General features: G+C 65.2%; 11 protein-coding genes. 5 read left to right on the plus strand and 6 right to left on the minus strand.

The annotated features are described in order from the left end of the window. Positions 1-672, plus strand: a 672-nt coding sequence (locus AC1P6P_RS12810; RefSeq protein ID WP_481402832.1) for a GNAT family N-acetyltransferase, incomplete at its 5' end; no start/stop codon positions are given. Here the strand turns inward: AC1P6P_RS12810 and AC1P6P_RS12815 are convergent. Together AC1P6P_RS12815 and AC1P6P_RS12820 are read right to left on the minus strand one after the other, a co-directional pair. Continuing rightward, positions 626-1594: a glycosyltransferase family 2 protein gene (locus AC1P6P_RS12815; RefSeq protein WP_481402833.1), complete on the minus strand. Its 969-nt coding sequence runs from the start codon at positions 1592-1594 to the stop codon at positions 626-628. The genes AC1P6P_RS12810 and AC1P6P_RS12815 overlap by 47 nt on opposite strands. Position 1595: 1 nt before the next feature. After that, positions 1596-2567, minus strand: a complete 972-nt coding sequence (locus AC1P6P_RS12820; protein ID WP_481402834.1) for a glycosyltransferase family 2 protein — start codon at positions 2565-2567, stop codon at positions 1596-1598. Between the two features lie 208 nt (positions 2568-2775). Here AC1P6P_RS12820 and AC1P6P_RS12825 point away from each other — a divergent pair, with 208 nt between their 5' ends. The 4 genes from AC1P6P_RS12825 to AC1P6P_RS12840 are packed head-to-tail and all read left to right on the plus strand — an operon-like array spanning position 2776 to position 6628. Next, complete coding sequence (locus tag AC1P6P_RS12825) at positions 2776-3651, plus strand: glycosyltransferase family 2 protein (RefSeq protein ID WP_481402835.1); 876 nt, start codon at positions 2776-2778, stop codon at positions 3649-3651. Positions 3652-3660: 9 nt separating this feature from the next. Further along, the gene (locus AC1P6P_RS12830) at positions 3661-4944 is read left to right on the plus strand and encodes a putative O-glycosylation ligase, exosortase A system-associated (protein ID WP_481402836.1); all 1284 of its coding nucleotides are present in this window, start codon (positions 3661-3663) and stop codon (positions 4942-4944) included. 5 nt (positions 4945-4949) lie between these two features. After that, on the plus strand, positions 4950-6017 hold the full coding sequence (locus AC1P6P_RS12835; protein ID WP_481402837.1) for a GNAT family N-acetyltransferase: 1068 nt from the start codon (positions 4950-4952) through the stop codon (positions 6015-6017). Continuing rightward, on the plus strand, positions 6017-6628 hold the full coding sequence (locus AC1P6P_RS12840; protein ID WP_481402838.1) for a hypothetical protein: 612 nt from the start codon (positions 6017-6019) through the stop codon (positions 6626-6628). The genes AC1P6P_RS12835 and AC1P6P_RS12840 overlap by 1 nt, the downstream gene beginning before the upstream one ends. Here AC1P6P_RS12840 and prsT read toward each other — a convergent pair. The 4 genes from prsT to AC1P6P_RS12860 all read right to left on the minus strand — a co-directional run bounded on the left by prsT (position 6625) and on the right by AC1P6P_RS12860 (position 14186). Further along, positions 6625-9423, minus strand: coding sequence for an XrtA/PEP-CTERM system TPR-repeat protein PrsT (gene prsT, locus AC1P6P_RS12845; protein WP_481402839.1), 2799 nt, complete (start codon positions 9421-9423; stop codon positions 6625-6627). The genes AC1P6P_RS12840 and prsT overlap by 4 nt on opposite strands. A 15-nt stretch (positions 9424-9438) precedes the next feature. Then, positions 9439-10812 (minus strand): PEP-CTERM-box response regulator transcription factor, encoded by a 1374-nt coding sequence (prsR, locus tag AC1P6P_RS12850; protein WP_481402840.1) that lies wholly within the window; start codon positions 10810-10812, stop codon positions 9439-9441. Continuing rightward, positions 10809-12836, minus strand: a complete 2028-nt coding sequence (gene prsK, locus AC1P6P_RS12855; RefSeq protein ID WP_481402841.1) for an XrtA/PEP-CTERM system histidine kinase PrsK — start codon at positions 12834-12836, stop codon at positions 10809-10811. Before prsK ends, prsR begins: the two co-directional genes overlap by 4 nt. Positions 12837-12956: 120 nt before the next feature. Then, entirely contained in the window at positions 12957-14186 is a 1230-nt protein-coding gene (locus tag AC1P6P_RS12860; RefSeq protein WP_481402842.1) for a glycosyltransferase family 4 protein, read from the minus strand. Position 14187: the final 1 nt, after the last annotated feature.

A 14187-nucleotide genomic window follows, 5' to 3' on the forward strand; every position in this document is an offset into this window, starting at 1 on the left:
GAATTGATCGTTCCGGGGATCGCGGCGCGCCGCGTGGCGGCGGACAACATCATCGTGGTGGAAGATTGCCGCCCGGCCTTCCGCACGCCGCTGGTCGGATTGGGGGCGGAGGGCATCGCGCCGAAACTGTCGCGCAACGCGCGCCAGCAGCTGCGCCGGTCATTGCGCGACTTCGGCGGCGAAGTGCGCATCGATGTGGCGGCGGACAATGCCACGGCGCAGGACTGGTTTTGCGGTCTCAAGGCGCTGCACATCCGCTCGTGGACGCGGCGGAGGCGGGCGCATGCCTTCGACAATCGCGCGTTCGAGCCGTTTCATCGTGCCCTGATCGAGACCGGCGTGCCCGGCGGTACCGTCGATCTGATGCGCGTCACCGCGGACGACCGCGTGCTCGGCTATATCTACAACTTCAAACGCAACGGCGTCGTGCATACCTATCAGAGCGGATTTTCCGACGACGATCAGGCGCTGAGGCCGGGTTATGTCTGCCACGCGCTGGCGATCGGTCATTACGCGCGCCAGGGCATGGCGGTGTATGATTTTCTCGCCGGCACCAACCGGCTGAAGCAATCGTTCGGGCTCGAAACCTATGAGATGTGCTGGCGCCGTTATCGTCGTCCGACGCTCACGTTCCGGCTGGAGCGCTATTTGCGCGACCGTTTCGCGCGCTAGAGAACAGCAGGCGAAGCGCACTCCAGGTCGGATGCAGCAGCAGCGATTGCAGCGCGAATTCGCGCGCCTGCCGCCGCCGCCCGCCATCGAGCGCGGCGCGGGTGAGGTCGAGCAAATCCCAGGCGCGATTGGCGCGCGCCAAGCGCCGCAATTTGGGATGACGCACCGCCAGCTCGCTGTGCAGCGTCGCGAGATAGGCGAACAGCGCCTTCTCCTCGTGGGCGTAGGTGCGATAAAGACTGGCGTGCTGCGACACATCGAGCTCGCCGACGATGTCGGGGCGGAACAGAATCTTCTTGGCTCTATCGGCGAGGCGGAAGGACAAATCGCGATCCTCGGCGAGGCTGGTCTTCTCCCAATAAAGGCCGGCATCGTGCAGCAGTGCGCGGCTGGCGACGATGGTGTCGGTGTGCAGCGTGCGATGGCGAATGAGGCCGATCATGCCGTCGACATCGACCTGATATAGGCCGGGCTCGATCGCGTGGCGTTGCAACGCGGTTCGCGCCGGAGCATAGAGATCGGTGTCCTTGACCTCGCCTTGCGCTGCGGTCTGCATCGCCGCGAAAAACAAATCGGCGTTGTGCGCTTCCAGCGCGCGCACGGCAGTGGAAAGGTGATCGCGGCGGACCCAGCGGTCGTCGTCATCGCAAAACGCCACGTATTTGCCGCGCGCCAATGCAATACCGCGGTTGCGCATCGATGACGGGCCGCCGGACTGTCGGTCGACGCGCGGGTGCAGCGAGAAGCGGGCATCGAGCACACGCCAAATCGCGTCGTAAGCGGACCAGGTATCTGTGGTGGAGGCATCATCGAGCACAATGCATTCGAAATCGGCGAAATCCTGCTCACGCACGCAGGCGAGCAGGCGCTGAAGCGCAGTCGCGCGGTTCCTGGTCGCGATGACGACCGACACCATCGGCATTTTATCGCGTCTCCGTGATTTCCGTCAGTGCTCCGCCCGTCCGCGCTGAAAGCAGAAGGCGTCCAGCGGCGAGGGTCGGCCGCAGCAGCAGCGATTGCCACGCCAGTTCGCGCGCCTCTCGCAGGCGTCCCTCGTTGCGCGCGCTTTCGGCGAGCTCGTACAGCATCCAGGCGCGATAGCCGCGGGCGACGCGGCGAAGGGCGTGGGTGCGCAGCCGCGTTTCCGCATGCAGCATGGCGACGATGACGAACTGGCGGATTTCATCCTCGGTGTGCGATTTGCAGATACCTGTGTGCGCGGTGCGATCGTAGTCGGCCACCACCACGTCGCGATAAAGGACGCGGCTTGCGCGGTCGAGCAGGCGCAAGGCAAGATCGCGATCCTCGGCCATCGACAGTTTTTCCCAGAACAGGCCCGCGTCATCGAGCAGCGCCTTCGACGCCACCAGGCTGTCGCAGTGCAAAAACATGTGTTGCATCGCCCGGGCACGTTCGGCCGGTGCAACGTCGTAGAGGTCGCTCGCCACTGCGCGGCGCATCAGGATCGGGCGGATGGCGCCGTAGAAATCGCCGCCGAGGACGGCGCCGCCGCGCGAGGTCTGCATGTTGGCGAAATAGAGATCGGCGCCGTGCTGGCGCATCGCTTCCACCGCCACCGCAAGATGATCGTCGCGCACCCAGCGATCGTCATCGTCGCAGAACGCGATCAACGGCGCCGCCGCCGCCGCGATACCGCGATTGCGAGCATGCGAGGGCCCTTGCGCTAACGGTCCGGTCGCGGTCAGCAGTCGGAAACGGCTGTCGAGCCCGCGCCAGAGTGGTTCGTAGGCGGCGAGCGTTGCATCGTCGGAGGCGTCGTCGACGACGATGCATTCGAAAGCGGAATGGGCCTGCGATTTGACGCAATCGAGCAGGCGCGCCAGGCTGGAGGGGCGGTCACGGGTGGCGATCACGACGGATACGTCTGGGGTCATGCGTCTTCCGGCCGAAGCGTTTGCACCGCCATCTGTACAGGTGCGCCGTTCGAGTAGCACGGGTGTGCGGCGGCGGTCACGGCTTTTCCATGATTGTGATGCGCGTACACATGCCCCAGGCGTAGCGTCACTGCCTTGAAGGTCTGCGGTCTATACAAAACGGCGCGCGTTTGTATTGTGCGGATCGGGAAGGGGAGCGAGAATGCACATGGCGTCAACAACCGTCAGCGTCGTCGTACCCGCGCGCAACGCAGCGGCAACCTTGAAGCGCGCGCTGGAGTCGGTTGCGGCGCAGACGTGGCCGGCCGATGAAATCATCGTCGTCGACGACGCCAGCAACGACGCAACGGCGGTTGTCGCCTTGTCATGCCCCAATGTGCGGCTGGTGCGCCTTTGCGAGCATCGTGGTGCGGCGGCGGCGCGCAATGCGGCCATTGCGGCGGCGAAAGGCGCGTGGATGGCGTTTCTCGATGCTGACGATGTCTGGCGACCGGAGAAGCTGGAGCGCCAGCTTGTCCGCATTCGCGACGACGTCAGCCTGATCAGCTGCGGCTCGGAGGAATTCGCGCCCGATGGCCGCTCGCTCGGCGATACCTTCCGCGGACGCCCCGCTACGGACGGTACGGGAGCGTGGAAAGCCCTGCTGCGGCGCAATTTCATCGCCACACCGACCGTGCTGGCGCCGCGGGCGCTGTTGGCGCGTCTTGGCGGGTTCGACGAAGACCTTGCGGTGGGCGAAGATCAGGACATGTGGATCCGGCTGGCGCTGAAGGGTACGCTGGTTTTCGTACCGGAAACGCTGGTGGAAATTCATCTGCAGCCGGCCTCACTGTCGCGCTATCGCGCCGGCGATCAAAGCCGCCACGTCCTGCCGATGGTGCGCCGGCATGTGGAGGCGTTGCGTCATCGCCTGTCGCGACGCGAAGCGCGAGCGATCCTGGCGGAGCGCTACGCCAACGCCGGTCATATCGCGCTCGCCAACGGCGATGCACTGCGTGCGGGCGCCTTCCTGTCGCGCGCCTTGATCGCCGGCTACCGGCCGTCATCATGGCCGCTGCTTCGTCCGGCGCGGCAAGCCAGCTAGGGGGACTCTTTGCGCGAAATCCTGCTCCTCATCGCGATTTTCGCCGGCCTTGGCATGACGTTGCGCTGGCCGTTCGCGGGGGTGCTGATCTGGGAATGGTTCACGCTGCAGAACCCGCACCGCGAGACCTACGGCTTCGTCAGTTCCGCCAATCTGGTGATCGCGGCGGTGACGCTGCTCGCCTGGGTGATGTCGAAGGAACGGCGCGCGCCGGCCAACGGTTTCATTCTTTGGGCGATCGTGATCTTCCTCGCCTGGACAACGATCGGCACCTTCTTCGCTTACGATCCCGCGTGGTCGTTCGGCTATTGGGACCGCACCTGGAAGACCTTTGCGCTCGGCATTCTGCTGGCGGCGACGGTGACCAATCGCGTGCGCGTGCAGGCCGTGGTGTGGGTGGCGGTGGTGTCGCTGTTCTATTACGGCGTCAAGGGCGGGCTGTTCACCATCGCCACCGGCGGCCATAACCATGTGCTCGGGCCGGCGGGCACGATGATCAACGACAACAACCAGCTGGCGGTGGCGATGTTGATGACGCTGCCGCTGGCGCATTATCTGCGCGGCCAGACGGTCGACAAATGGATGCGGCTGGCGCTGCTCGGCGGCATGATCCTGACGGTGATCGCGGTGATCGGCACCTATTCGCGCGGCGCCTTGATCGGATTGGCGGCACTTGGGTTCCTTGGATTGCTCCGCATGAAGCGTCGGCTCACCTACATCGCGGTTGCAGTGGTGCTGATCGCCTTCACCGTGCACTTCATGCCGGAACAGTATTTCGATCGCATGAGCACGATGAATTCGGTGGAGTCGGTGCAGCAGGATGAATCCATGCACGGGCGGTTGGTGGCGTGGAAGGTAGCGGTTTATGCGGCGCGTGACCGCTTTCCGTTCGGCGCCGGCTTTTATGGTCCGCAGTTGGGGCCGTTCTTTCATGCCTATTTCCCCACCGAAAAGAACCACGCCGCGCATTCGATCTATTTCCAGGTGCTGGGCGAGCACGGGTTTATCGGGCTTTTCATTTATCTCACGCTGATTGCCGGCGCGTTCCTGCGCGCCTCGCGCATCATTCGCGTCGCGCGACGGCAGGCGGAAAAGCGCTGGATTGCGGAATTGGGCGTGGCGCTGCAAGCCAGCCTGGTGGTGTTCTGCGTTTCCGGCGCGGCACTCAGCCTGGCGTATTACGACCTGTTCGTGATCGCGATCTGTCTGATGTTGCCGTTGTGGGAAATGGCGCGGCCGTTGGCATTGCGCCCCGCGTTCCGGCCGACGGTGATCACCGCCAAAGTGGCGTAGTTCGCATGGTTGAGCTGGTTCCCTGGTTACAACGCGCTGAGGTGGAACCGCTGTTCGCCGCCGCCAGCCACAGCGAAGGCTTGCCGGGGTGGTTCGATGCGGTGGCGGCGACCACGTTGGCTGAGGGCGAATCCGCGATGATGGCCGTGCATGGTCGCGCGGCATTGCCGGTCGCGATCGGGCGGGGCGGGTTGCGAGCGCTGACGGCGCCATATACGACCTGCTACGTACCGGCGCTGCAGGATGTATCGGACGCATACGACCTTGGGCGAGGGTTGCGCGCGGTGGCGGGCGGAGCCGTTCGGCTCGATGCCATGGATGCGGCCGAGCCCGGCATGACGGCGCTGTTGCAAGGTCTCGGTACGGGCATGACAGTCGCCCCCTATCAGCACTTCGCCAATTGGTCGGAGCCGGTCGGCAGCTTCGAACGCTATTGGCAGGCGCGCCCGTCGCGGCTGAAGGCCACCGTGCGGCGCAAAGCGGCGACCGCTCATGCTGAATTTGAATACATCCGCAGCGGTTTCGGTGCCGCTTTGGCGGCCTATGACACCATTCAGCGAGCGTCGTGGAAAGCCGCCGAGCCGCATCCCGAATTTCTCGCAGCGCTGGTGCAGCGCCTGCCGCACGCGGCGCGGATGGGGGTGTTGACGGTCGATGGCACGGCCGTCGCAGCGCAGATATGGCTTGTCTGGTCGGCGCGCGCGACCATCTTCAAGCTGGTGCATCGCGAGACGGCGACGGCATTGTCGCCCGGCACGCTGCTGACGCATCGGATGATCGAAACCTGCCTCAGCGAGGAGGCGGTGTCGGTGCTCGATTTCGGCCGCGGCGACGATGCTTATAAGCGCGACTGGATGGGCACGCGCGCGATGCGGCAGGGCGCGATTGCCGCCGATTGGCGTTGCGGCAACGGCCTTCGCACCATGGCGGCGGCGGTGCTGCCGACTCTGGCGGGGCATGCATGGCGGCGACACCTGCTCGACAATCGTTCGCGTGACGTAGCGATACCCGCGCGCGTGGCGTTGGCGTCGGAAGCGGAACGGAGCAGAGTGATCGCGGCTGAGGCGTCCTGATGATCGTGTCGCAACAAGTGCCCGTATCCGGGTTTGAATTCATCGTGTTCACCGTCATTCCGGTGGCGTTCCGCGAACTGCTGCATTGGCTCTACGACTGGCAGATCTTGATTTGCGGTGTGCTGGCGCTGGCGGCGGCGCGTTATTGGGGGCAGTCGGTGGTCCGTGCCGCCCGCATCAGTGCGCGCAACAAAGCCGTCGCCGGAACGCGCCGCCCTGCCGCGGAGCCGGTGGTGGTGCCGACACCACTCGCCGCCACGCCGGAACCTGTTGCCAAGGTGCCGGTGCGGGCGGCGGAGTTGACCGAGCGGCTGTTTACCCTGCGCGAGCATATCCGCAACACGCTGGGTCGGATGCCGTGTACGGACGATGTTCTCTCCGACGAACGGCTTGCCGATTGCCGCGCCATCGCCGACTTCCCACTCGGAGAACCGCCCGCCGGGGCGCTGCACGCCCGTTTCGAGGCGCTGAAGAGCAAACTTCAGGCGCTGCAAGGCGTGCGCGAAACCGACACTTGCCGTAACGCCTGGGAGGCGCTGGTATCGATCAGCATGGACGCCCGCGACGTGATGGGCGACGAGCCCGCCAAGCCGACCAGCAAAGCGAGTTAGCGCAACGCTCCGCTGAGCGCCATCGCCTCGCGCCGTTCGGAGAAATCCTGGTTCGACGCGATCACGGCGGCCAGCGTTTTCTTGGCTTCGGCGCGCTGGCCGGTGCCGTTGAGCACGGCGGCGAGGTGATAAGCGATTTCAGCATTGTCGGGTGCGGCGGCGTGCGCGCGCTGCAACAGCGGCAGAGCCCCCTTCGCATCCTTGGCGCGCCACTTCACCCACCCGAGTGTGTCGAGCACGGCTGGCGAATTCGGCGCCAGCTTGGCGGCCAGTTCGGCAAAGCCGAGCGCCTCCTTGGTGTTGGTCTTCTGCAACAGCCACGACAGGTTGTTCAGCGCGATCATGCTCTGCGGCTGAATTTTCAGCACCGCGCGGAATTCGCGTTCGGCGACGTCGGGCTTTGCCTGCATCTGCTGCTGCGCCAATTCGAGCCGCGCCCCGATATCGTTCGGATGCTTGGCCGACCAGTCCGTCAGCACCACGTCGGCCTGCTTGGCCTTTTTGCCTTGGCGCAAGAGCTGGCTCATCATGATGGCGCCGTTCTCGCTCGGATGCTGCGCTTGAGCCTGCCGCAGCACCGCGATCGCTTGATCGGAACGCTTCAGAGTCGTCAGCGTGGAAGCGTACAGCATGTCGGAAGCGGCACCGGGGTCAGCTTTCACGCCTTCCTGGGCCGCGGCGAGTGCGATGTCGGGTTTGTTGAGCGCCAGGGCATAGCGCACCAGCGCGGTGCGGGCGAGGGTGAATGTCGGCGCCAATTTCAGCGTTTTCTTGTACGCGTCGAGGGCACCTGCGGCGTCCTTTTTCGCCACCAGCGCGCTCGCCAGCATCAGTTGGATCTGCGGCGAGTCCGGGCGTTGCGTCGCCAGTCGGCGGAAAGTCGCCAGCGCCGGATCGGGCTGGTTGGTGGCAAGCTGGATTTCGCCCAGCATCAACTGCGCGTTGAGATCGCCCGGCACGGCCTTCAAGTAAGTGTCGAGCACGCCGCCGGCCTCCTTCATCTTGTCGTGACCGAGATAGAAGCTCGCCAGCGCCAGATTGGGCGTCGCGTTCTTGGGATCGGTGGCGACGGCGCGCTGCAACAGTGCTTGCGCCTTGTCGGTTTGGCCCATGCGGATCTGCAATTCGGCGCTGCGGATCATTGCCGTGACGTTTTTCGGATCGGCCGCGATCAGCGCATTGAGATCGCCGTTGGCACCATTGAGGTCGCCGCGTGCGGCTTTGGCGACGGCACGGTTATAAAGCCCGAGCGCGAATTTCGGATCGATCGCCAGCGAGCGCCCGAACGCCGCGATGGCACCGTCGAAATTCTGCCGCGCCAGCAGGATCTGGCCCTGGTACAGCGGTCCGAACGGGTTCTTCGGCGCGGCGGAGGCGAACTTGTCGGCGACGGAGGAGGCGCCAGCGACATCGCCGGCGCGCATCATGGCCGCGATCAGCATGCCGGCAGTGACGGGATCGTTCGGCTGCTTGGCGGCGAGTTCTCGCAACTCGCGAATGGCTTCGTCGAAATTGCCTTTCTGCATTGCCGAGGCCGCCAGACGCCGGCGCAGCAGATCGCCGCCGAAACCGCCGGAATTGGCGCGTTCGAGATATTCGGTCGCCTTGGCGGTGTCCTTGCGCATCGCATAGGTCTGGCCGAGAACCGCCATCACCCGCGGCTCGCCGGAATCCTTCAGCGGCAGCAGAATGTCGAGCGCGCGTTGGGTGTTGTTCATCTTGAGATAGAGCGTCGCCAGCACCAAGCGCGGCTCGACCGCGTCGGGACTGCGCGACACCGTGCCGGAGAGAATGGTGATGGCCACATCGTTGTGACTGTCGGCCGCCGCCATCTGCGCCACCATGACGCCGATTTCCGGGCGCGAATTGACGAATTCCGGCGGCAACGCCTGCGCCACCGCCCACGCCGCTTTCGAATCCTTGGCGCGTTCGAGCAGCAGGGCGCGGAAATAGGCCGCCTGCGGAAGGTTTTTCCAGCGATTCAACACCGCATCCACGTCGCCCTTGGCGCGGCCATCCTGTTTTAGCTGCAGCAAAACGCCGGCACGCGCGAGATAGGAGGCGGGCATGTCGGGGAAGCGTTTCACCATCATATCGGCGACGCCCAGCGCCTGATCGGCATGTCCGGTGGTCTGCAGCAGCGTGATGCGCAGCAACAGCACGCTCTGATCGCCCGGGGCCTTGGCGTAGGCTTCATCGCTGAGCTTGAGCGCCGCCGCGGTGTCGTTCTTCTCGCGCGCGAGGCGGGCGCGTACGACGAGACTGGGCGCATCGCGATTGATGGCGAGCGCGGCGTCGATGCTGGCGATAGCGTCGTCGGCATGACCGGTCGCGACCTGCGCGAGGCTGCGGGCACGCAAGGTGATGGCGGCCAATTGCGAGCGATCGCCGGCAGCGGGCGCAGGGAACTGGTCGAGCAGCGCCTGGCCTTCGCCGCGCGCCAGCATGGCGTCAAACAGGAGCGGCAGCACGCGGCCATCGGGCGCTCCGGCTTGACGTGCGGCACGCAGCTCGCGCACCGCTGAGGCGGCATCGCCGGCGCGAAGATAGGCATAACCGAGCTCCATCCTGACGTCGTTGTTGCCCGGCGCCAGCGCCGCCGCGTTTTTCAGGTAGAGCACGGCGACGTTGGGATGGCCCTGGCTCATCGCCTGTCGCGCCTGCCTCAGCAGATCGCCGAGGCCCGACGGGTTCTGCGTGTTAGAAGGCGCGCCGGTATTGATCGCGGCATCAGCGGCCTGGCCGGCCAGCGCGGCGACGGCGGCGGCAATCATCAGCGTACGGCGGAAAGTCATGATGGTCCTCCCGGATCAGGCGCGCCGTCTATGGGCGCTCAAAAGGTTGTAGACTTGCGGCCGGCTGATCCCCATCAGCTTGGCGGCCTTGGAGACATTGCCGTCGGACACCGCCAGCGCTTCGCGCAGCAGGGCGCCCTCGAGTTCGCGCATGTGATCGCGCAGATTGAGATTGCGCGGCTTGCCTTCGGAAATCAGTTCGAGATCGTCGGGCGTGATCAGCGGCCCGTCCGACATGATGACGGCGCGTTTGACGCGGTTTTCCAGCTCGCGCACATTGCCCGGCCATTTGTGCGACTGCAGCGCGACCAGCGCTTCTTTGGTGAAGCCGCGCAAATTGCGGGAATGTTCGCGGTTGTAGAGGTTGCGGAAATGCTGCGCCAGCACCACCGCATCGCCATCGCGATCGCGCAGCGGCGGCAGCTCGATGCGTATTTCGTTGAGGCGATAATAGAGGTCTTCGCGGAAACGGCCGTCCTTGACCAGCGAGGCGAGCGGCTGGTTGGTTGCCGAAATCACGCGCACATTCACCGACAGCGTCTGCCGTCCGCCGACACGTTCGAACTGGCGCGATTGCAGGAAACGCAACAATTTGGCCTGCAGCGGCGTCGGCATGTCGCCGATTTCGTCGAGGAACAGCGTGCCCTTGTCGGCAATCTCGAACTTGCCCAGCGTCTGCTTGACCGCGCCGGTGAAGGCGCCGCGTTCGTGTCCGAACAATTCGCTTTCGAGCAGGTTTTCCGGGATCGACGCGCAGTTGATGGCGACGAGCTTGGCGTTGGCGCGCGGCGATGCCTCGTGCAATGCCCGCGCGATCAGCTCCTTGCCGGTGCCGCTTTCGCCGAGCACGAGCACGCTGGCATCGGTGCGCGCCACCCGCTCGATGGTCTGCGCGATCTGCTGCATCTGCGACGAACCGAACACGAATCCGGGCAGTCGCTTGTCGGTGGTGGCCTTGAGGGCGCGATTTTCCTCCTCCAATTCGAACACGCGCACCGCGCGTTGCACGATCAACTTCAACACCTCGCCGTCGATCGGCTGGGCGATGAAATCGAAGGCCCCGCGGCCGACCGCATTGACCGCTATTTCGCGATCGGCATTGCCCGACAGGATGATGACCTTGGTCTGCGGCGCGTTGGAGAGAATGGTATCGAGCACTTTCAGTCCCTCGGTGGCGCCGTCTGGATCGGGCGGCAGGCCGAGGTCGAGGATCACGATGCGGATGTCGCCGGCATCCTCGAAGGCGCGCAATGCCTCGGCCCGCGTGCCGGCGGCGGTCACCGGATGGGGATCGAGCGTCCATTGCATCTGGCGCTGCAGCCCGACGTCGTCTTCGACCAGCAGGATGTGCTTCACTGCGCTTTCTTTCTTGTCTGCCGCTCGGGTCATGAGGCTTCCTTGAGTTGCATGTCGGCGGCGGCGAGGACCAGCGTCACCGTCGTGCCGCCGCCGACCACGCTCTCCACTTCGATATCGCCGCCGAGGTCGCGCATCATCGCGCGCGCCTGATAGGCGCCGATGCCGAGACCCTTCGCTTTGGTCGTGCGCAAGGGGCGGAACAGGTCGCGGGCGATGAAATCCGCACTCATGCCGGGGCCGCGATCGCGCACCACGACGCGAATGCGCCCGCCGGCGCCCTCGACGCGCAAGTGCACGCTGCCCGGTTCCGGGCTGGCCTCGATCGCGTTGGTGACGATATGTTCCAGCGCGCTTTCGAACGCCGCCGGCTGCGCGATTTCAGCGAACAGATGCGCGTGCGACGGATCGCGCCCGAGCACGACGCCGGCCGCGGCTTTCTTCAGCGCGCAACGGGCGACGATATCGGCGACATTGATGCGGGTGCGGGTCGTGGACGCAGAAGACGTCGAACCGTCGCGCAATTTTGCGATCAGTCCCTGCAGATTTTCCACCGCGTGGCGAATGGTCTGCAGCATGTCGGCACGGAAGGCGGCGTTGTCGCCGAATTTCTCCGCGTTCTGCAGCAGCAGGCTGAGCTGGCCGGCAGTGTTCTTGAGATCGTGCAGCGCGAACGTCACGCGGTTGTTGAATTCGGCGATTTGTTGCGAATCCGCCAGCGCCTGCGCGGTTTGCTCATGCACGAGGAATGCGGCCAGTTGCGACGCGATCAGGGCGACAAGGTTCCTGTCCTCCCAATCGAGAGTCTTGGGCGCGCGCGGCCGGTGCAGCAGGGCAAAGCCGACGAGATCGGCGCGAAACCGCAGCGGCACGACCAGCCAGGCATCGGGAAAGCGCAGTTTCCAATCGCCATCGGTCTCGAGGAACGCAATGCGCTCGTCGGCGATGCTCGCCAGGATCGGATCGGTTTCCTGCATCGGCCCAAGATTCTCACCGAATGCGGAATAGGCCAGGCGCGCGTATTGCTTCCACCCCGCACGCCGCACGAACAGAACGCCGCCGGGGCTGTCGAGCAGGTCGGACAACGTCAACAACACGCGTTCCGGTCCGCCACGATCCTCGTAGCGCGACAGCGCCTGATTGAACTTGGTCCATTCGAGGCGGTAATCGTATTTGTAGTTGTAGAAATTCTCGTTGATGAAGGTGCGGATCTGCGAACGCACCGAAGCGGTCGCCAGCGCGGTGATCACTGCCACCAGGCTGCCGAAGCCGAGCACGATCGACAGCACCACCGCGGGCGTGCCGCCGAAATGGCGCACATACAGCGCCGCCGCCGCGGTGCCCTGCAGGATCACGCCGGCCACGATCAGCGTGGCAGAATGAAACACCACGCGGCGGGAGGAGTGGACCTTCAGGCGCAATGAATCGTTGCGCACCGCGGTGACGACGAACAGCGGCAGCGCCAGCAGATAAAGCAGCGGTTCGGCGATCGTCATCGCCGTCGGCGTGGCGGCGCCGAGCAGTTCCGGAATGCGGCCGAGAATGTGATAGGTGTAGAGCGCCGTCAGCGCAATCAGCATCAGCTTCATCGACCACAGCCGCGCCGCGGCGACGTTGCGCGCCAGGTTCTCGGTCAGGATCAGGCCCATGATGGCGATCGCGAACGCGACCAGCGGCTGGTTGAGACGGACGCCAAGGCCGCTGTCGATGTTCGCCGCCGTCGCCGCGAAGAAAATATTGACGGCGGTGAGAAACGCCGCCGCGAGCGCGAGCTGCCGCCACAACGGATGGCGGTCGGCATCCTGGCGCAGCACGCTGACGAGCAGCGCGAACCAGGCGCCTTCGCGCAACGCCGCCGCGACGCGCGCGGTCCACGGCGCGGTCCATCCCGCTTCGCTTATGACGCAGGCAAACGCCCATAGCGCTGTCAGCGCCGCGGCGAAGGCGAAAACAAGATTGAGGCGCGAGCGTTTGCCCCACGCCGGCAGGATCGCCGCCAACGCCGAATAGGCGAGCGCTGCGGCACCTGCGGCGAAAAGAGAAATCCCCGATCCCATCCGGCCTCTTTGTTTTTTGGGCGCAACGCCGCGAAATCACGGGCCGACCGCGCGACCTGGAACAGTTAGCAACAACGCGCGCGGCTCACAATCAACGGCGCGTCAGATCGTAAGAAATAATTACAGATGTGGACCTGGCGCACGTACCGCAACGGTAGCGTCCCGATGTTGACGCGCGCGCCGTTCCGCGACGATGCGTTGGAACAATTGCAGCTGGCCTGCCGTGGTGGCGTCCCAATCGAACTGTTCCGCATACGCACGGGTGGCGGCGCGCTCGGGTGGTGCTGCAAGCAGGCGCGCCAGTCCGCTCACCACACCGCCGGCATCGATCGAACGCATCAACACGCCGGCGGCGGAATCGGCCACCACTTCGGGCGTGCCCCAGACCGCCGAGGCGACCACCGGCGTGCCCGACGCCATCGCTTCGAGCAGCACGTTGGCCCAGCCTTCGCGCGACGAGGCCAGCACCAGCGCGTCAAGGGCGCGATAGACTTCGGCGAGCCGCATCTGATCGAGCGAGCCGAGAAAGCGCACGCGATCGGAAACTCCGAGCGATACCGAAAGCCTTTCCAGCCGCGCGCGCTCCGGTCCATCGCCGACGATGACGAGATCGGTATCGGCGAGCTTTGGCAGCGCCGCGATGACGTGGTGGTGGCCTTTGCGTTCGATCAACCAACCGACCGAGCCGATGGTACGGCGGCGAAAATCCAGCTTGCGTCGCGCCGCGTCGCGGCCGTGCGGATGAAACAATGCCAGATCGACGCCATTGCGCAGCACGGCGATGCGGTCGGCCGCCACGCCGAGCTCGACCATGCGATCTTTCAGCGCCCGGCACACGGTCACAAGCCCATCCGCTTGGGCCGCGGCCTTCAGGATCATGCGGCGCGGCGTGGCGTAATCGGGAATGAGATTGATGTCGGTGCCGCGCGCGGTGACGACTACCGGCAGGCCGAAATCGCGCCCCAACCGCACCGCTGCAACGCCATCGGGATAGAAATAGTGCGCATCGATCAGGTCGAAGCGCCTGCCTTGCGCGATCAGGCGGCCGAGGGTGTGACGCATCGTGAGGTAGAGCGTGTGCGGTGTGACCGTCATGCCGATCTTGGGGACGACGAGATAACGCGGATGCCACACGGTCCAGCCACCGCGATGGGTCTGGTGCGGGACGCGGTCAAGGCGGCCGGCATCGGGATAGCGCACGAACGGCGGCAGCCACGGCACCGGTGCCAATACCTCCGCGGAAACCTCGCGGCTGTCGCACAGCTTGGCCAGACGTGTCGCAACGAAAGCGCCCTGGGTCGGTTTGGCGTCGTTGGGGAAGAGTGTCGTCGCCGTCAAAATCGAGAGCATG

Source organism: Rhizomicrobium sp., assembly GCF_056722145.1.

What these genes read in the sequence shown, in the direction of transcription:
- prsK (WP_481402841.1), bottom strand. Translation starts at nt 12,836, where the DNA reads ATGGGATCGGGGATTTCTCTTTTCGCCGCAGGTGCCGCAGCGCTCGCC.
- AC1P6P_RS12835 (WP_481402837.1), top strand. Translation starts at nt 4,950, where the DNA reads ATGGTTGAGCTGGTTCCCTGGTTACAACGCGCTGAGGTGGAACCGCTG.
- prsR (WP_481402840.1), bottom strand. Translation starts at nt 10,812, where the DNA reads ATGACCCGAGCGGCAGACAAGAAAGAAAGCGCAGTGAAGCACATCCTG.
- AC1P6P_RS12840 (WP_481402838.1), top strand. Translation starts at nt 6,017, where the DNA reads ATGATCGTGTCGCAACAAGTGCCCGTATCCGGGTTTGAATTCATCGTG.
- AC1P6P_RS12860 (WP_481402842.1), bottom strand. Translation starts at nt 14,186, where the DNA reads ATGCTCTCGATTTTGACGGCGACGACACTCTTCCCCAACGACGCCAAA.
- AC1P6P_RS12820 (WP_481402834.1), bottom strand. Translation starts at nt 2,567, where the DNA reads ATGACCCCAGACGTATCCGTCGTGATCGCCACCCGTGACCGCCCCTCC.
- AC1P6P_RS12825 (WP_481402835.1), top strand. Translation starts at nt 2,776, where the DNA reads ATGGCGTCAACAACCGTCAGCGTCGTCGTACCCGCGCGCAACGCAGCG.
- AC1P6P_RS12815 (WP_481402833.1), bottom strand. Translation starts at nt 1,594, where the DNA reads ATGCCGATGGTGTCGGTCGTCATCGCGACCAGGAACCGCGCGACTGCG.
- prsT (WP_481402839.1), bottom strand. Translation starts at nt 9,423, where the DNA reads ATGACTTTCCGCCGTACGCTGATGATTGCCGCCGCCGTCGCCGCGCTG.